Below are 16,982 nucleotides of genomic sequence, written 5' to 3'. Positions count from 1 at the left end.
GGCCGCACCGGCGCTCCCGCCGGTGCGGCCGCCGTTAGTGTGGCGGCATGACCGAACCGCTGGTCGAGCGCATGCGGGCGTTCGGGACCACGATCTTCGCCGAGATGACCGACCTGGCCGTGCGGACGGGCGCCATCAATCTGGGCCAGGGCTTCCCGGACACCGGCGGCCCGCCGCAGATGCTGGAGCACGCCGCGCAGGCGATCGCCGAGGGCGACAACCAGTACCCGCCCGGCCCCGGCGTCCCCGAGCTGCGGCGGGCCGTGGCCGCCCAGCGCGCCGAGCGGTACGGGCTGCACTACGACCCCGACGGCGAGGTGCTGGTGACCGTGGGCGCCACCGAGGGCATCGCCGCGGCGATCCTGGCGCTGGCCGGGCCCGGCGACGAGGTGGTGGTGTTCGAGCCCTACTACGACTCCTACACCGCCATGATCGCGCTGGCCGGGGCCGTGCGCCGGCCGGTCACGCTGCGGCCGGCCGGCGGCCGCTTCACCTTCGACCCCGACGAGCTGCGCGGCGCGGTCGGCCCCCGCACCCGGCTGATCCTGGTCAACTCCCCGCACAACCCCACCGGCACCGTCTTCACCCGCGCCGAGCTGGAGGTCATCGCCGCCCTGTGCCGCGAGCACGACCTGATCGCCGTCACCGACGAGGTCTACGAGTACCTCACCTTCGACGGCGTCGAGCACGTGCCGCTGGCCTGCCTGGAGGGCATGCGGGAACGCACCGTGGCGATCTCTTCGGCGGGCAAGACCTTCTCGGTCACCGGCTGGAAGACCGGCTGGGTCACCGGGCCGGCCCCGCACGTGCGGGCCGTGCAGACCGTCAAGCAGTTCCTGACCTACGCCGCCGCGGCGCCCTGGCAGCGGGCGGTGGCCTACGCGCTGACCAGCCAGCGGGAGTGGGTGGCCGGGCTGCGCGATGCGCTGCAGGCCAAGCGGGACCGGCTGATCGCCGGGCTGGAGGCGGCCGGCTTCACCGTCTACCGGCCGCAGGGCACCTACTTCGTGCAGGCCGACATCCGCCCGCTGGGCTTTACCGACGGCATGGAGCTGGCCCGCGCCCTGCCGCACAAGGCCGGGGTGGTGGCCGTGCCCAGCCAGGTCTTCTACGACCATCCCGAGGCCGGGGCGCACTTTCTGCGCTTCGCCTTCTGCAAGCAGGACCACGTCATCGACGAGGCGGTCCGCCGCCTGTCCGCGCTGCGCTGAAGGAACGTCCGCAAGGACGAGCCGCCCGAAGACCGCCGTCGGGCAGAGGCGCGCCCGAACGCGGAGGGTGTTTTTGCAACGACCCTCGGTTGCGGCGGATCCCGTATACGCTCTCTGCCGTGGCCGCACCGACGCTTAACCAGCCCCAGTTCCCCGACGACGACGGCAGCGCCCATCCCGGACTGCGGGACGCGCTCGCCGAGTACGCCGCAGGACGGGTGAGCGAGCACACCGTGCTCCAGCAGCTTTCCGAGGCCCGCCTGCTGCTGCCGGTGGTCCCCCTCCCGCCCGAACAGCGGCACCAGGCCGGCTGCCGGTCGCACCACGACCACGACCACGACCACGATCACCACGACCACGGCGCCGCGATGGCCACGCCCACCCTCATCGGCGAGGACGGGCGGCGCGGCTACCTGGGCTTCACCTCGCTGGAGTCGCTGCAGAAGTGGCGCGCCGACGCCCGGCCCGTTCCCGTCCGCGCCCAGGACGCCTGCCGCTCCGCCCTGGAGCACAACGCCCACGCCCTGGTGGTCGATGTGGCCGGGCCCGTGCCGTTCGCGGTGGACGGGCTGCGGCTGCACCTGCTCGCCGAGGGGCAGGCCATCCCGCCGCCGCACGAGGACCCCGAGGTGCTGGCCGCCGTCAACGCCGCCTTCGGCGGCGAGCAGGGGGTCTGCGGGGTGCGGGTCGGCCGCGGCCGGTCGGCCGAGCTGGCCATCCGCTGCGGAATCGCCCCCGGCCACGATGAGCGCGCCACCATCCAGCGGGTCTCCGACCGGCTCGCCGAGCTGCTGCGCGGCCGGATCGTCGGCGGCGTCGAGCTGACCGTCAGCCGCGGCTCCCTGGACTGACGCGGCGGGCATGGACACGGCCCACCCGCTCAGGGCGCCGGCCCGCAGGCGGCGTGAACGCCTTCTCCCCCTCGGCGTTCCCGCGCTGGCCGTGGCGGCGCTGGGCCTGACGGCCCGGCATTTCGGCCCGCGCCCGGAGGCGGCCGCGCTGGCCTGCCTGCTGCTCGCCGCCTGGCGGGACGGCCGGGTCCGCGTGCCCGACCCCGCCGAGCCGGCCCTGGGACGGCGGTGGGCGGCCCCGCTGACGCGCCGCCCCGCGCTGACCGCCGCGCTGGCGGCGGCGGTGGTCACCGCGCTGGCCTGGCGGATCGGAGCGCGCCCGGAACTGGCGGCCTTCGCCTGGTTCGGCACCGCCGCCACCGCTTTGGCGATCATCGACGCGGAGACCAAACGGCTGCCCGACCCGCTGACGCTGCCGTCCTACCCGGTCGGCATCGCGCTGCTGGGCGCGGCCGCGCCGTTCACCGCCGACGGCGGCGCCCGCTACCTGCAGGCCCTGATCTGCATGGGGGCGCTGTGGCTGCTGTATGCGGCCCAATGGTTCCTGCTGCCCGGCCGGCTCGGCTTCGGGGACGTCAAGCTGGCCGGGATCTGCGGCCTGCACCTGGGCTGGCTCGGCCCCGGCGCGGTCATCGTCGGCGCCATGGCCGGCCATGTGATCTTCCTCCCCTACGCGCTGGCGCTGCTGGCCACCGGCGGCGCGGGGCGGCGCACCCAGCTCCCCTACGGCCCGTTCATGATCGCCGGTGCCCTGCTGGCGGTGCTGGTCTACGCCCCCGCCTCGGCCGGTTGAGCCGGGCCCGCCGGGACGCGGCGGCCGCACCGCACGGGCCGGGCCGCGGACTCCAATAGGATCGTGCCCATGCTGCGCTGGTTGACCGCGGGGGAGTCGCATGGCCCGGCCCTCGTCGCGATCGTCGAAGGGCTTCCGGCGGGCGTGCAGGTGACCTCGGGCGACATCGCCGAGGAGCTGCGCCGCCGCCGGCTGGGGCACGGGCGGGGCGCCCGGATGAAGTTCGAACAGGACGAGGTCACGATCACCGGGGGCATCCGGCACGGCCGCACCCTGGGCGGCCCGGTGGCCATCGAGGTCGGCAACACCGAGTGGCCCAAGTGGGAGACGGTGATGGCCGCCGACCCGGTGGACCCGCAGGTGCTGGCCGGCCAGGCGCGCAACGCGCCGCTGACCCGGCCCCGCCCCGGGCACGCCGACCTGGTCGGCATGCAAAAGTACGGCTTCGACGACGCCCGCCCGGTGCTGGAACGGGCCAGCGCACGCGAGACCGCCGCGCGGGTGGCGCTCGGCGCGGTCGCCAAGGCGTTCCTGCGGCAGGCGCTGGGCGTGGAGGTGCTCAGCCACGTGGTGGCGCTGGGCGAGGTGACCGCCCCCGAGGGGCTGCAGCCCACCCCGGCCGACCTGCCGGCGATCGACGCCGACCCGGTGCGCTGCTTCGACGCCGAGACCAGCGCCGAGATGGTGGCCCACATCGATGCGCTGCGCAAGGCCGGCGACACCATCGGCGGGGTGGTGGAGGTGCTGGCCTACGGCCTGCCCCCGGGCCTGGGCAGCCACGTCCACTGGGACCGCAGGCTGGACGCCCGGCTGGCCGGCGCGCTCATGGGCATCCAGGCCATCAAGGGCGTGGAGATCGGCGACGGCTTCGCCACCGCCCGCCGTCCCGGCTCCCGCGCCCACGACGAGATCGAGGACGGGCCCGACGGGCTGCGCCGCCGCACCAACCGCGCCGGAGGCGTGGAGGGCGGCATGACCACCGGCGAGGTGCTGCGGGTGCGGGCGGCGATGAAGCCGATCTCCACCGTGCCGCGCGCCCTGGACACCGTGGACGTGACCACCCGCGAGCCGGCCAAGGCCATCAACCAGCGCAGCGACGTGACCGCGGTGCCGGCCGCCGGGGTGGTCGCCGAGGCGATGGTGGCGCTGGTGCTGGCCGACGCCGCGCTGGAGAAGTTCGGCGGCGACTCGGTGGAGGAGACCGCCCGCAACGCCCAGGGCTACCTGTCCTCGCTGATCATCAAGTAGGAAGCGACCTCATGAAGCGACCTCGGGCCGTGCTCATCGGCCCGCCGGGCTCGGGCAAGACCACGGTCGGCCGGGCGCTGGCCGACCGGCTCGGCGCGGCGTTCCGCGACACCGACGCCGATGTGGAGGCCACGGCGGGCAAGCCGATCAGCGAGATCTTCATCGACGACGGCGAGGAGCGCTTCCGCGCCCTGGAACGGGAGGCGGTGGCCGCCGCGCTGGCCGAGCACGAGGGCGTGCTGGCGCTGGGCGGCGGCGCGATCCTCGATGCGGGGACCCAGCGGCTGCTGGCCGGCCACACCGTGGTCTACCTGCAGGTGGGGCTGTCGGAGGCGGTCAAGCGCGTCGGGCTGGGCGCGGCCCGCCCGCTGCTGGTGCTCAACCCGCGCAGCCAGTTGCGCAAGCTGATGGAGCAGCGGCGGCCGATCTATGAGCGGCTGGCGACGATCACCGTGGACACCGACGGCCGCGAGACGGCCGAGGTCGTCGACGAGCTGGCCGCCGCGCTGACCGAGGAGGCCCCGTGAGCGCCACCAGGATCACCGTGCGCGGCGAAAGCCCCTATGAGGTCGTCATCGGCACCGGCGTGCTGGAGGAGCTGCCCGGCCTGCTGGGGGAGAAGGTCCGCACCGTCGCCGTGGTGCACGATGAGGCCCTGCCGGAGATCGCCGGGCCGGTGTGCAAGGCGCTGGAGGAGGCCGGCTACACCGCATGCCCGCTGCCGGTTCCCAGCGGCGAGGCCGCCAAGGAGATCGGCGTGCTGGCCGGGCTGTGGTCGGACTTCGCCCGCCTGGGCGTCACCCGCAGCGATGCGGTCGTCGGCGTCGGCGGCGGCGCCACCACCGACCTGGCCGGGTTCGCCGCCGCCTCCTGGCTGCGCGGCGTGCGGGCGGTGCTCGTCCCCACCACCCTGCTGGGCATGGTGGACGCCGCGGTCGGCGGCAAGACCGGCATCAACATCGCCGAGGGCAAGAACCTGGTGGGCGCCTTCCACCCCCCCTCCGGGGTGTTGTGCGAGCTGTCGGCGCTGGCGACCATGCCGCACCAGGACTACATCAGCGGCCTGGCCGAGGTCATCAAGGCCGGGTTCATCGCCGACCCGAAGATCCTGGAGCTGGTGGAGGCCGACCCGGCCGGCGCCGCCTCGCCCACCGGGACGCACACCCGCGAGCTGGTCGAGCGGGCCGTGCGCGTCAAGGCCGAGGTGGTCTCGGCCGACCTGCGCGAAAGCGGGCTGCGGGAGATCCTCAACTACGGCCACACCTTGGGACACGCCATCGAGAAGGCCGAGGACTACCGCTTCCGGCACGGCCACGCGGTCGCCATCGGCATGGTCTACGCCGCCGAGCTGGCCCGCCTGACCGGGCGGCTGGATGCGGCGACCGTCGAGCGGCACCGCACGGTCTTGACCTCCGTGGGGCTGCCGACCGGTTACCGGGCCGACGCCTGGCCCGCGCTGCGCGAGGGCATGCGGGTGGACAAGAAGGCGCGGGGCGCCACGCTGCGCCTGGTGGTGCTGGACGGCCTGGCCCGCCCCGGCCGCCTGGAGGGCCCCGCCGACGAACTGCTGGCCGCCGCCTACAAGGAGATCGCCGAGTGAGACACGTCCTGGTGCTCAACGGTCCCAACCTGCGTCGTCTCGGCACCCGCGAGCCGGATGTGTACGGCGTGCAGACGTTCGCGGACCTGGAGGCGTTGTGCCGGGAGACCGGCCGCCGGCTGAGCCTGCACGTCGATGTGCGGCAGACCGACGACGAGGCCGAGATGATCAGGTGGGTGCACGAGGCGGCCGACTCCCGGCTGCCGATCGTGATCAACCCGGCGGCCTTCACCCACTACTCCTATGCGCTGCGCGACGCCCTGGCCCAGCGCACCGCGCCGCTGGTGGAGGTGCACATCTCCAACCCGGCCGCCCGTGAGGAGTTCCGCCACAACTCCGTGGTCGCCGGCGTCGCCGACGGCACCATCGCCGGTTTCGGCCTGTACTCCTATGTCCTGGCGCTGCAGGCCGTCGCCGAGATGCTGGCCAGGGAAGAGGCCCGCTGAGTAAGCTCCCGCTTATGCTGCGGCGGCGGGACAAGATTTTGTGCGGGATCTACGCGGTCATCGCCGCCGGTGCGCTGATCGCCACCTGGTCGCAGAACATCCGCTTCTTCCTCCAGGACGGCAACGGCGGGCTCGTGGGCTTCCTGGAGAGCGCCTGGGCCAACCCGGCCGCCGCCTCGCTGTCCAACGACGTGGTGTTCGTGGCGCTGGCCGCGGTGGTGCTCATGGTGAACGAGGCGCGCCGGTGGGGCGTCCGCCACGTGTGGGCGTATGTGATCGGCTCGGCGCTCATCGCCATCAGCGTCACCTTCCCGCTGTTCCTCATCGCCCGCCAGCTGCGCATCGCCGCCCGCCGGGCCGAAGCGGCCGCCTCCGCCTGACGGTCCGGCCGCGCCGTCAGCGGTCCCGGACGGCGGCGCGGGTCAGTTCCTTGAGCTCGGCGACCACGTCGTCGAGCGGCCGCACGTCGCGGTGCGCCCGGCACAGCAGGGTGGCGCCCTCCACCGCCGCCACGATCAGCCGGGCCAGCCGGGCGGCCCGCGCGTCGGGGATGCCCGCGTTGGCCAGGCCGGTGGCCAGCGTGTCCTGCCAGCGGTCGAACACCGCCGCGGCGGCCTCGGCCAGCTGCGGGACCTCGTCGTGGCACTCGACGGTGACGGCCGCCACCGGGCAGCCGGCCCGGAACCCGCTTTTGATCAGCACCCCGCGCCACCAGCCCACGAAGGCGTCCACGGCGGCGGCCGGGTCGCCGCCCTCCATGGCCTTTTCGATGCCGGCGTTGAGGAACTCGCCGGCGTACCGCACCGCCTCCTGGGCCAGCTGCACCTTGCCGCCGGGGAAGTGGTGGTAGATCGACCCGCGCGGCGCCCCGCTGTGCGCGATGACGTCGCGGAACCCCGTCCCGCTGTAGCCGCGCTCACGGAACAGGTAGGCGGCGCTGCGCACCATGCGCTCCCGGCTGTCGGTTGCCATGGTCATTGATTATGACATTCGTCATAGGGATGTCGACTTGACCATGACGAGTGTCATAGGAAAACGTGTCTATGACGGTCGTCATACAGAGAGGGCGGTGACATGGCGGACACGCGGCAGCGGGACGGCCTGCAGCGGCTCCGGGAGCCGTGCGCGCAGGGCGCCGCGCGGCTGGGCGGCGTGGGCGGACCGCGCCGCGAGGGAACCGCCGTCCACCGCCGGGGCCGCATCACCGGCGGGGCGGGCGGGCCGGCGGCGCACGGGACCGCCACCCGCATGATCTTCTCGCCGGCCGCCTCCCAGTAGGGTCGTGGGGACCGCCTGGGAAGGAGAGAGCGGCATGATCGATCTGCAGCGCGACGGAGACGTGCTCGTCCTGCGGCTGGAGGAGGGGGAGAACCGCTTCAGCCCCGGATTCCTGGACGGCGTGCTGGAGGCCCTGGACGCCGCGGAGAAGGCCGAGGGACCGCGCGCGCTCGTCACCGTCGGGGCCGGCAAGTTCTACTCCAACGGGCTGGACCTGGACTGGCTCGGCGCCAACCGCGACAAGCTCGGCGACTATCTGCGGCGGGTGCAGGAGATGTTCGCCCGGCTGCTGGAGCTGCCCATGCCCACCGTGGCGGCCGTCAACGGTCACGCCTTCGCCGGCGGCGCCATGCTGGCGCTGTGCCACGACTTCGCCGTCATGCGCACCGACCGCGGCTTCTTCTGCCTGCCCGAGGTCGACCTGGGCATGAACTTCACCCCCGGCATGAGCGCCCTCATCCAGGCCAGGCTGCCCAAGGTCACCGCGCACGAGGCGATGATCACCGGACGCCGCTACACCGCGCAGGAGGCGCTGGCGGCGGGGATCGTCTCCCAGGCCGTCCCCGAGGAGCAGGTACTGCCGGCCGCGCTGGAGCGGGCGGCGGGACTGGCGGGCAAGGACGGGCCGACCGTCGCCAAGATCCGCACCCGCATGTACGCCCAGGTCCTGGAGGCGCTGCGGGGCCCACTGTCGTGACGGGGAAACGGCGGGCTACGCTCGTCGTTCACATGCTGAACCAGATTCGGTTTACACCGGGGAGGAACGCCGGATGCGCATCGGGATGTCACTGAGCTACTCGGGCGGCTTCAAGGAGACCGTGGAGGAGCTGGCCGACTACGAAAAGGCCGGCCTGGACATCGTGTTCGTCGCCGAGGCCTACAGCTTCGACGCCGTCAGCCAGCTCGGCTACATCGCGGCCAAGACCGAACGCCTGCAGATCGCCTCCGGCATCCTGCCGATCTACACCCGGACCCCCACCCTGCTGGCGATGACCGCGGCCGGCCTGGACTACGTCTCCGACGGCCGCTTCACCCTCGGCCTGGGCGCCTCCGGCCCCCAGGTCATCGAAGGCTTCCACGGCCTGCCCTACACCGCCCCCCTGGGCCGCACCCGCGAGGTCATCGAGATCTGCCGCCAGGTCTGGAAGCGCGAGCGCGTCCAGTTCCAGGGCAAGTACTACCAGCTGCCGCTGCCGCCGGAGAAGGGCACCGGACTGGGCAAGCCGCTCAAGCTGATCAACCACCCGGTCCGCGAGCGCATCCCGGTGCTGATCGCCGCCATCGGCCCCAAGAACGTGGAGATGGCCGCCGAGATCGCCGAGGGCTGGCTGCCGATCTTCTACATGCCGGAGAAGGCCGCCGACGTGTGGGGCGAGGTGCTGGCGGCCGGCAAGGCCAAGCGCGACCCCTCCCTGGGCGAACTGGACGTGGTGGCCTCCGCCCCGCTGGCCATCGGCGACGACGTCGAGGGCTACCTGGAGTTCGGCCGTCCCATGCTCGCCCTCTACATCGGCGGCATGGGCGCCAAGGGCAAGAACTTCTACAACGACCTGTGCCGCCGCTACGGCTGGGAGAAGGAGGCCGAGGAGATCCAGGACCTGTACCTGTCGGGCAAGAAGGACGAGGCCGCCGCCAAGGTCCCGCTGGAGCTGCTGCGCAGCACCTCCCTGATCGGGCCGGAGTCCTACGTCAAGGAGCGGCTGGCCGCCTTCAAGGAGTCGGGCGTCACCACGCTCAACGTCACCCCGATCGCCGGTGACCACAAGGCCCGCGTGGCCCTGATCGAGAAGATCAAGGAGCTGGCCGCCGAGGTCTGAGATCGCCAGGCGCCGAGAGCCGCCCGGTCACCGGCGCCGGTGACCGGGCGGCCCCGGTGCGCAGGCGGTTTCACCTCCTCCCCGGCCGGGGTAGGCGGACCGACGATCCCGTCCGGCCGAGGACGGGCGATCGCAGAGAAAGAACCGGAACTTCGATGAGCGATCTCCACGCCGAGCGCCGGCGGCGGCTGGCCGGACTGGTCGCCGCCGACGGCCACGACGCCGCGCTGATCACCCGCCTGGTGAACGTGCGCTACCTGACCGGGCTGGCCAGCTCCAACGCCGCGCTGCTGGTGCCCGCCGACGGGGAGGCGGTGCTGGCCACCGACTCCCGCTACGCCGGCACCGCCGCCGCGCTCTGCCCCGGCCTGGAGACCGTCATCGACCGCGACACCGCCGGGACGCTGCTGAAACGGGCCGCCGGCGCGGGAGTGCGCACGCTGGCCTTCGAAGCCCACGACCTGACCGTGGAACGGCACGCCGAACTGACCGAGAAGGCCGGGGAGGGCACGTCCCTGGTCCCGCTCGGCCGCCGGGTCGAGCAGCTGCGCACGGTCAAGGACGAAAGCGAGATCGCCCTGCTGCGGCAGGCGTGCGCCATCACCGACGAGGCCTTCGCGGCCGTGCTGCCGCTGATCCGGCCCGGCCTCACCGAACGGCAGCTGGCGGTGGAACTGGAACGGCGCATGGTGGACCTGGGCGCCGAAGCGCCGGCCTTCGAGTCGATCGTGGCCGCCGGCCCCAACGGCGCGATCCCGCACCACCGCCCCGGCGATCGCCCCCTGGCCGAAGGCGACCTGGTCACCATGGACTTCGGCGCCCGCTGCGGCGGCTACCACGCCGACATGACCCGCACCGTGGCCATCGGCCGCGTCGCCGACTGGCAGCGCGAGATCTACCAGCTGGTCGCCGCGGCCCAGCGCGCCGCGCTGCAGGCCATCGTCCCCGGCGCCGACGTCCACGACGTCGACGCCGCCGCCCGGAACATGATCGACGAGGCCGGGCACGGCGCCGACTTCCCGCACGGGCTCGGGCACGGAGTGGGCCTGGAGATCCATGAGGCGCCGCTCTTGGGGTACGGCAAGACCGGTAAACTGAGCGGTCGGGTTCCGATCACCGCCGAGCCCGGGGTGTACCTTGCGGGCCGGGGCGGAGTCCGCATCGAGGACACCCTGGTGGTCCGGGCGGACGGGCCCGAGATCCTCACCAAGACGACCAAGGACCTGCTCGTGGTGTGACACCGGCCGCCCGGCCGGGGCCGGCGGGCGGGGCCGCGACCGGGAGAAGCACCGTGACCACCACGAACGACCTGAAGAACGGCATGACGCTGAACCTCGACGGCCAGCTGTGGACCGTCCTGGAGTTCCAGCACGTCAAGCCAGGCAAGGGCGGCGCGTTCGTGCGCACCAAGCTCAAGAACGTGCTCTCCGGCAAGGTCGTGGACAAGACCTTCAACGCCGGTGTCAAGGTCGAGGTCGCCAGCGTCGACAAACGCGAGATGCAGTACCTGTACCGTGAGGGCGAGGACTTCGTCTTCATGGACACCGAGACCTACGACCAGCCGCACATCCCGGCGGCCACCGTGGGGGACGCGGCCAACTACCTGCTGCCCGAGCAGACCGCGGTGGTGGCCTTCCACAACGAGACCCCGCTGTATGTGGAGCTGCCCGCCGCGGTGGTGCTGGAGGTCACCCACACCGAGCCGGGCCTGCAGGGCGACCGCTCCACCGGCGGCACCAAGCCCGCCACCTTGGAGACCGGGGCCGAGATCCAGGTGCCGCTGTTCATCACCACCGGCGAGAAGGTCAAGGTCGACACCCGCACCGGCGAGTACCTCGGCCGGGCCTGATGACAGCCGAAGGCGGCGGCGCGGCGGAAGACCACCCGCCGCGCCCTGCAGGCGGTGAGCCGTTGAGCGGAGCGAGGTAATGGCAGCACGCACCAAGGCCCGCAAGCTGGCCCTGGACATCCTGTACGCCGCCGAGATGCGCGGCGAGCGGCCCACCGACGTGCTCGCCCAGCGCGGCCGTCCCAACACCGACGAGATCTCCGCCCGCGAGCACGCCGTCCGGCTGATCGAGGGCGTGCAGGAGCACCGGGAGCGGATCGACGAGCTGCTGGCCACCTACGCCACCGGCTGGACGCTGGACCGCATGCCGGCCGTCGACCGCAACCTGTTGCGGCTGGGCGCCTATGAGCTGCTGTGGGTCGACGACGTGCCCGACGGCGTGGCCATCGCCGAGGCGGTGGCACTGGCCACCGAGCTGTCCACCGACGAGTCCCCCCGCTTCGTCAACGGGCTGCTGTCCCGGCTGCAGCGGCTCAAGCCGTCCCTGGCCCTGTAGGCGCGGTCTAGGGTGGTGTCATGACCGACACCATCGGCGGCGCCGGAGATGTGATCATGGGCACTCGGGGAAGCGGACGGGTGCGGACCGCCGTGCTGTGGCAGGCGCTGCGCCGCACGGTGGACGAGCTGGCGAGCACCAGGCCGGGCGGCCTGGAAGTGATCGACGCCGGCGGCGGCACCGGCGGCCTGGCCGTTCCGCTGGCCTCCCTGGGGCACAAGGTGACGGTGGTGGACGCCAGCCCCGATGCGCTGGCCGCCCTGGAACGCCGCGCCGCCGAGGCGGGCGTCGCCGTGGCGTCGGTGCAGGGCGACGCCGGCGACCTGCTGGACCTGATCGGCCCCGGGCGGGCCGACCTGGTGCTGTGCCACAGCGTGCTGGAGTACACCGACGACCCGGCCGCGGTGATGGCCGCGCTGGCCGGCACGGTCCGCCCCGGCGGGGCGGTCAGCGTGCTGGTGGCCGGCCGGCTCGCCGCCGCCGTGCACCGCGCCCTGACCGGCCACTTCGATCAGGCCCGCCGGGCGCTGACCGACCCGGCCGGCCGGTGGGGTGAGCGCGACCCGGTGCCGCTGCGCTTCACCCGGCAGACGCTGACGGAGCTGGCCGAGGGCGCCGGGCTGCGCGTGGCCGAGCTGCAGGGGGTGCGGATCTTCGCCGACCTGGTGCCGGGGGCGCTGCTGGACGGCGAAGCGGAGGCCGTGCAGTCGCTGATCGAGCTGGAGACGGCCGCGTCCGTCCACCCGGTGCTGCGCGATCTGGCCACCCAGCTGCATCTGCTGGCCCGCAAGTAGCCCGGCTACCCTCGATCGGGTGAGCCGCAAGCAGCAGCTGCCCCGCCCGGGGCCGCCGCCCGGCCCGCCGGCCGACGACACCGGCTGCGGCATCCTGCACGTCGACATGGACGCCTTCTACGTCAGCGTCGAGCTGCGGGAACGTCCCCAGCTGCGCGGGCGCCCGGTGATCGTGGGCGGGACCGGCGGACGCGGGGTGGTCGCCTCCGCCTCCTATGAGGCCCGCGCCTTCGGGGTGCACTCGGCGATGCCCATGGCCCGGGCCCGGCGGTTGTGCCCGCAGGCGGTGGTGCTGCCGCCCCGGCACGAGGTCTACGCCCGCGTCTCCGCCGAGATCATGGAGATCTTCCGGGCCGTCACCCCGCTGGTGGAGCCGCTGGCCCTGGATGAGGCGTTCTTGGACGTCAGCGGGGCGCGCCGGCTGCTGGGCCGGCCGGCGGAGATCGGCCGGCGCATCCGCGCGCAGGTCGCCGCGCAGCAGGGCATCACCTGCTCGGTGGGGGTGGCCGCCACCAAGTTCGTCGCCAAGCTGGCCTCCACCCGCTGCAAACCCGACGGCCTGCTGGTGGTGCCCACCGAGCAGGTGGTGGAGTTCCTGCACCCGCTGCCGGTGGCCGTGCTGTGGGGAGTGGGGGAGCGCACCGAGCAGCGGCTGCGCCGCCTGGGCCTGCGGACCGTGGGGGACCTGGCCCGCTACCCGGTGGCGGCGCTGCGCCGCGAGCTGGGCGATGCGCTGGGCGAGCACTTGCACGAACTGGCCTGGGGACGCGACCGGCGGCCGGTCACCCCGCACTCGCCCGACAAGAGCATCGGCGCCGAGGAGACCTTCGAACGCGACATCGCCGACCCCGAGCTGATCCGGCGGGAGCTGCTGCGGCTGTCGGAACGGGTCGGGGCGCGGCTGCGGGCCGCCGGGCTCGCCGGCCGGACCATCGGCGTCAAACTGCGCACCGACCGGTTCCGCACCCTGACCCGGGCCCGCACCTTGGACGAGCCCACCGATCTCTCCCGGGTGATCTACCTCACCTCGTGTGAGTTGTACGAGGCCGCAGGGCTGAGGGGGGTGCCGCTGCGGCTGGTGGGCGTCCGTGTGGAGAACCTCACTCCACCCGGGCGCACCCCGCGGCAACTGGCCTTGGACGAGGCGGAAAACTCCTGGCGGGAGGCCGAACGCGCGGTGGACCAGGTGGTCCGGCGCTTCGGCAAGGGAATGGTCCGTCCCGCCTCGCTCGTCGACCGGCCCGGCGGGCGTGGCGACAACTGTGACGGAAGTGACGTGAGAGCTTAAAGAGGTTGTCGAGGCTACCCGCCGATGACCTCACGGTGGAGGTTTCCTTTCGAACACTCGTTGGGCCTCGTATTGTGGGCATATCACCGTTGAGTTCTCCGTCCGTCATCGGGATCCCCGATGCGGGGCTGTCGTTGGGAGGCGCCGTGCCGCTCTCTGAGCACGAGCAGCGTCTGCTCGACCAGATCGAGCGGGCGTTGTACGCCGAGGATCCGAAGTTCGCGCACGCCGTCCGCGCCAAGGATCCTCAGGTGCATTACAAGCGCCGGATCGTCAAGGCGGTCCTCGGTTTCGTGCTGGGCGTGGTGGTGTTGATGACGGGCCTGGTCATCAACGCGGGCACCGCCACGATCGTGGTCAGCGTCGCCGGCTTCCTGCTCATGGTGCTCTGCTGCGTGTGGGGCCTGACCAGCTGGAAGCGCATGGCGGGCATCGGCACCGACCCCGATTCGGCCGCCCGCCCGCGCCTGGGCGGCGTCCGCCGGCCGGCTCGGGGCGGCTTCATGGAACGCCTGGAGGAGCGCTGGCGCCGCCGCATGGAGGGCCAGTGACCCTTGCCGGCCCCCGCCCGTGAACGGCCGGCCGCAGAACCCTCCTCATCTCAAGCATTCCCAGCGCCCCGAGAACACCGGGTCCCGCCGCGGATCCGCCATGCCTTCCCGGGGCCGCTTCGTCTGCGCGGCATGCCCGCCCTGCGCAGGCGGTCTGCGCCGGCTCGGCGGACGTCCCCATCAGCGACGCCTCGCACCCGTCACCTCCGCCCGCAAGACTCATCTCCGCCCGCAAGGCACCGCCCACCGCGGGCGTCCAAAGGCTCAAGCGCCGGGCGCTTGACGCGCGACGCAGAGCGCCCCTTCCGGCGGGCGGGCGATCAGCGACGGAAGACGCGGCGCAAGACCACGCCCAACCGGTGAGCATCGAAGCGCCCCAGATCGGCCGCGAACCGTGCGGCGCCCTCCCGCAGGCCCTCCATCGTCGAGGGCGGGGCCAGCCGGGCCCGCCAGCGGGTGCGCCGGTCCACCGCCGCCCCGAACGCCTCCCGCACGATCCGGATGTCTTCGCCCAGGGTGTCGGCGGGGGCGGGGACGCGCGCATAGCGGGCCCGCTCCTCTGCCCTGGCCAACCGCTCCAGCGCGGCGACGGCCGGTGAACCCGGCTCCAGCGTCCGGCTCAGCCGGCGCGCGGTGGCCCGGGGGCTTTCACCGGACCGCCAGGCCAGGCCGTGATCGATGGCCTCGGCGCGCAGCTCCCGCCAGGCGGCGTGCGCGGCCGCACCCGGATCGGACGGCGCCTGGCCCCCGCCCCGTCCGCCGCCTGCGAGCCGCCGCCCGGCGGCGCCGGCCGGCGCCACCTGCGCCCAGCGCCGCCGCCGCGCCAGCGACCGGGCGGCCATCGGGGCGCTCAGGACCAGCGCCGTCAGCAGGCCGGCGGCGATCCAGCCGAACGGACCGCCGCCGTCTGCGGCATCGGCCGCCATCTCCCGCCCGGCCTGCGGGGCGTCCCGGTCGGCGAGACGGCCGGCGCCGGGCGTGGCGTCCGGGGTCTGCGCGGCCTGAGAGGGGGAGGGCTCGGCGGCGTCCGGGGCACTGGCCTGCGGCTGCCGGTTGTCCTCGCCGCTTTCCCGGGTGTAGGAGGGGACGGTGGCGCTGCCCTGCCCGCCGGGCCCGGCCGGGGTCGGCTCGAACCGCACCCAGCCGGCGCCCTCGAAGTACAGCTCCGGCCAGGCGTGCGCGTCCCGGGAGCGGACCACCCAGCGTCCGTCGGGGGCCTGCGTCCCGGAGGTGTACCCCATGGCGACTCGGGCCGGGATGCCCAGCAGCCGGGCCATCAACGCCATCGACGCCGCGAACTGCTCGCAGTACCCCCGCCTGTTGACCAGCAGGAAGTCCACCAGGTCAGAGGTCGCCCGGGGCGCGATCGCGCTGGTGTCGTAGACGAACCGGTCGCCGGTGGTGAACCAGCGCTGCAGCCGGCGCGCCTGCTCGTACTGCGACCGGGCCCCGGCGGTGATCTGCTCGGTCAACCGCCGCACCTGCGGGGGGAGGTCACCGGGCACCCCCAGGTACCGGCGCAGCACCTCCGCGGCGGGGGAGGGGGCCTGGGCCAGCTGCCGGGGAGTGGGCTCGGCGCGCAGGCTGGAGACCGTGTAGGTGCGTCCGGCGGCCTCGTCGCGCAGCGAGTAGATCATCAGCGACGGCGCGTGCACCCGCCAGTCGCCGCCGATCGACACCATGGCCGGCGCATAGGGGACCGGCAGGAAGTTCATGTTCCGTACGTGCGAGGCCACCGAGATCCGCGTGGTGACCGGGCGGCTGCGCACGGCCGACAAACCGGGCGGGGCCGGCAGGGGGCGGCCTTCGGTGATCCGGTCGCGCGGCGAGCTCTGCAGCGGGCTGTAGGTCCAGTGGTCCCCGTCGAACCGGTCGAGCGCGAACAGCCGCAGATAGTCGGGGGCTTGGTCGTCGGTGCGGTAGACGAGCACGACCTCGTCGCTTTGGCGGGTCAGCTCCCGCTTCAGGCTGACCAACGGATCGGGGGTGGTCACCGTCTGTGAGCCGCTCTCCCCGGCGCCGGCGCCCAGCCCGAACGGCCCGCGCGGGTGCACCCCCGGCACCACGGTGGGCACCGCCACCGCGATCGCCACCGCCGCCAGCCCCACCCGGTTGCCCGAGGAGGCCATCGGATGCGGCCGGATCCGCCGCGCCGCCGCGGAGCGGGGCGGCACCGGCCTGCCCCAGGCGCGCGTCTGCTCCCGGGAGTCGATCAGCAGCAGCCACAGGAACCCGGCGGCGCCCAGCGCGAACGCCACCCAGCTCAGGCTTTCCTCGCGGATCGCGGCGGGCACGCTGTAGAGCGCCAGCAGCGGCAGCCCGGCCGCGGCGGCCCGGCGCAGCCGCACCGCCAGCAGGTCCACCATGACGGCCACCGCGCCGATGCCCGAGGTGGCCAGCAGCTCGATGCCCGGCCCCGGCGGCACCGGCGCCGCGTACCGGTTGGCCGTCTCCCACCCCTCGCCGGCCAGCTCGGCGAGCCGGGCCAGGGACGCGGGCGTGGGCACTGCGCCCAGCAGCGCCTGGCCGGGGGCGTACCGCAGGGTGAGGTACGCCAGCAGGAAGAACAGGGCGACCGGCGGGTCGGCCACCGCCGGCAGCCGCAGCCGGCGCGACAGCGCGCCCGCCGCCGCCACCGTCGCGATGGCGCCCACCCCCGACCAGGCCCAGCCGGTCCCCTCGAACAGGGGATAGAGCCCGATCGAGCTCAGCAGCGTCGCCACCGCGGCGACGATCGTCAAATGCACGCGCATGAGCGGC

At 73.7% G+C, this 16,982-nt stretch carries 19 protein-coding genes; 17 read left to right on the top strand and 2 right to left on the bottom strand.

Annotated elements, in window-relative coordinates; all coding sequences use genetic code 11:
• Nucleotides 1-47: 47 nt before the first annotated feature.
• From TCUR_RS14575 to TCUR_RS14540, 8 genes are all read left to right on the top strand, one after another.
• Entirely contained in the window at nt 48-1,211 is a 1,164-nt protein-coding gene (locus TCUR_RS14575; protein ID WP_012853282.1) for a pyridoxal phosphate-dependent aminotransferase, read from the top strand.
• A 119-nt stretch (nt 1,212-1,330) separates the two neighbouring features.
• On the top strand, nt 1,331-2,062 hold the full coding sequence (locus tag TCUR_RS14570; RefSeq protein WP_041439779.1) for an SseB family protein: 732 nt from the start codon (nt 1,331-1,333) through the stop codon (nt 2,060-2,062).
• A 10-nt stretch (nt 2,063-2,072) separates the two neighbouring features.
• Nucleotides 2,073-2,855, top strand: coding sequence for a prepilin peptidase (locus tag TCUR_RS14565; protein ID WP_012853280.1), 783 nt, complete (start codon nt 2,073-2,075; stop codon nt 2,853-2,855).
• Nucleotides 2,856-2,924: 69 nt separating this feature from the next.
• Nucleotides 2,925-4,103: a chorismate synthase gene (aroC, locus tag TCUR_RS14560; protein WP_012853279.1), complete on the top strand. Its 1,179-nt coding sequence runs from the start codon at nt 2,925-2,927 to the stop codon at nt 4,101-4,103.
• 11 nt (nt 4,104-4,114) lie between these two features.
• On the top strand, nt 4,115-4,630 hold the full coding sequence (locus TCUR_RS14555; RefSeq protein ID WP_012853278.1) for a shikimate kinase: 516 nt from the start codon (nt 4,115-4,117) through the stop codon (nt 4,628-4,630).
• Nucleotides 4,627-5,703, top strand: coding sequence for a 3-dehydroquinate synthase (gene aroB / locus TCUR_RS14550; RefSeq protein WP_012853277.1), 1,077 nt, complete (start codon nt 4,627-4,629; stop codon nt 5,701-5,703). Before TCUR_RS14555 ends, aroB begins: the two co-directional genes overlap by 4 nt.
• A complete protein-coding gene (gene aroQ, locus TCUR_RS14545) occupies nt 5,700-6,149 on the top strand; it encodes a type II 3-dehydroquinate dehydratase (protein WP_012853276.1) in 450 nt (149 codons plus the stop codon). Before aroB ends, aroQ begins: the two co-directional genes overlap by 4 nt.
• Before the next feature lie 14 nt (nt 6,150-6,163).
• On the top strand, nt 6,164-6,529 hold the full coding sequence (locus TCUR_RS14540) for a DUF2834 domain-containing protein (RefSeq protein WP_012853275.1): 366 nt from the start codon (nt 6,164-6,166) through the stop codon (nt 6,527-6,529).
• Between the two features lie 16 nt (nt 6,530-6,545).
• On the opposite strand, the gene TCUR_RS14535 is transcribed toward TCUR_RS14540, so the two are convergent.
• Nucleotides 6,546-7,121, bottom strand: coding sequence for a TetR/AcrR family transcriptional regulator (locus tag TCUR_RS14535; RefSeq protein WP_041441887.1), 576 nt, complete (start codon nt 7,119-7,121; stop codon nt 6,546-6,548).
• 102 nt (nt 7,122-7,223) lie between these two features.
• Between TCUR_RS14535 and TCUR_RS14530 the strand changes: the two genes are divergently transcribed.
• From TCUR_RS14530 to TCUR_RS14490, 9 genes are all read left to right on the top strand, one after another.
• Nucleotides 7,224-7,427 carry a hypothetical protein gene (locus TCUR_RS14530; RefSeq protein WP_012853273.1) on the top strand — a complete coding sequence of 68 codons (204 nt, stop codon included), beginning with the start codon at nt 7,224-7,226 and terminating at the stop codon, nt 7,425-7,427.
• Between the two features lie 34 nt (nt 7,428-7,461).
• Entirely contained in the window at nt 7,462-8,124 is a 663-nt protein-coding gene (locus TCUR_RS14525; protein ID WP_012853272.1) for an enoyl-CoA hydratase/isomerase family protein, read from the top strand.
• 73 nt (nt 8,125-8,197) lie between these two features.
• Nucleotides 8,198-9,244, top strand: a complete 1,047-nt coding sequence (locus TCUR_RS14520; RefSeq protein ID WP_012853271.1) for an LLM class F420-dependent oxidoreductase — start codon at nt 8,198-8,200, stop codon at nt 9,242-9,244.
• A 155-nt stretch (nt 9,245-9,399) separates the two neighbouring features.
• Nucleotides 9,400-10,482, top strand: coding sequence for a M24 family metallopeptidase (locus TCUR_RS14515; RefSeq protein ID WP_012853270.1), 1,083 nt, complete (start codon nt 9,400-9,402; stop codon nt 10,480-10,482).
• Between the two features lie 53 nt (nt 10,483-10,535).
• Nucleotides 10,536-11,093, top strand: a complete 558-nt coding sequence (gene efp, locus TCUR_RS14510) for an elongation factor P (RefSeq protein ID WP_012853269.1) — start codon at nt 10,536-10,538, stop codon at nt 11,091-11,093.
• Between the two features lie 79 nt (nt 11,094-11,172).
• Nucleotides 11,173-11,589: a transcription antitermination factor NusB gene (gene nusB / locus TCUR_RS14505; RefSeq protein ID WP_012853268.1), complete on the top strand. Its 417-nt coding sequence runs from the start codon at nt 11,173-11,175 to the stop codon at nt 11,587-11,589.
• A gap of 20 nt (nt 11,590-11,609) precedes the next feature.
• Entirely contained in the window at nt 11,610-12,383 is a 774-nt protein-coding gene (locus TCUR_RS14500; RefSeq protein ID WP_012853267.1) for a methyltransferase, read from the top strand.
• 19 nt (nt 12,384-12,402) lie between these two features.
• Complete coding sequence (locus TCUR_RS14495; protein ID WP_012853266.1) at nt 12,403-13,671, top strand: DNA polymerase IV; 1,269 nt, start codon at nt 12,403-12,405, stop codon at nt 13,669-13,671.
• Between the two features lie 146 nt (nt 13,672-13,817).
• A complete protein-coding gene (locus TCUR_RS14490; RefSeq protein ID WP_012853265.1) occupies nt 13,818-14,222 on the top strand; it encodes a DUF3040 domain-containing protein in 405 nt (134 codons plus the stop codon).
• 320 nt (nt 14,223-14,542) lie between these two features.
• Here TCUR_RS14490 and TCUR_RS14485 read toward each other — a convergent pair whose 3' ends face one another.
• The gene (locus tag TCUR_RS14485; RefSeq protein ID WP_012853264.1) at nt 14,543-16,975 is read right to left on the bottom strand and encodes a transglutaminase TgpA family protein; all 2,433 of its coding nucleotides are present in this window, start codon (nt 16,973-16,975) and stop codon (nt 14,543-14,545) included.
• Nucleotides 16,976-16,982: the final 7 nt, after the last annotated feature.

Origin of the sequence: Thermomonospora curvata DSM 43183 (genome assembly GCF_000024385.1) — a bacterium.
Taxonomy (GTDB): Bacteria; Actinomycetota; Actinomycetes; order Streptosporangiales; family Streptosporangiaceae; genus Thermomonospora; species Thermomonospora curvata.
Note: the sequence above shows the minus strand (reverse complement) of the source record. Positions and strands in the feature narration are given on the sequence as shown.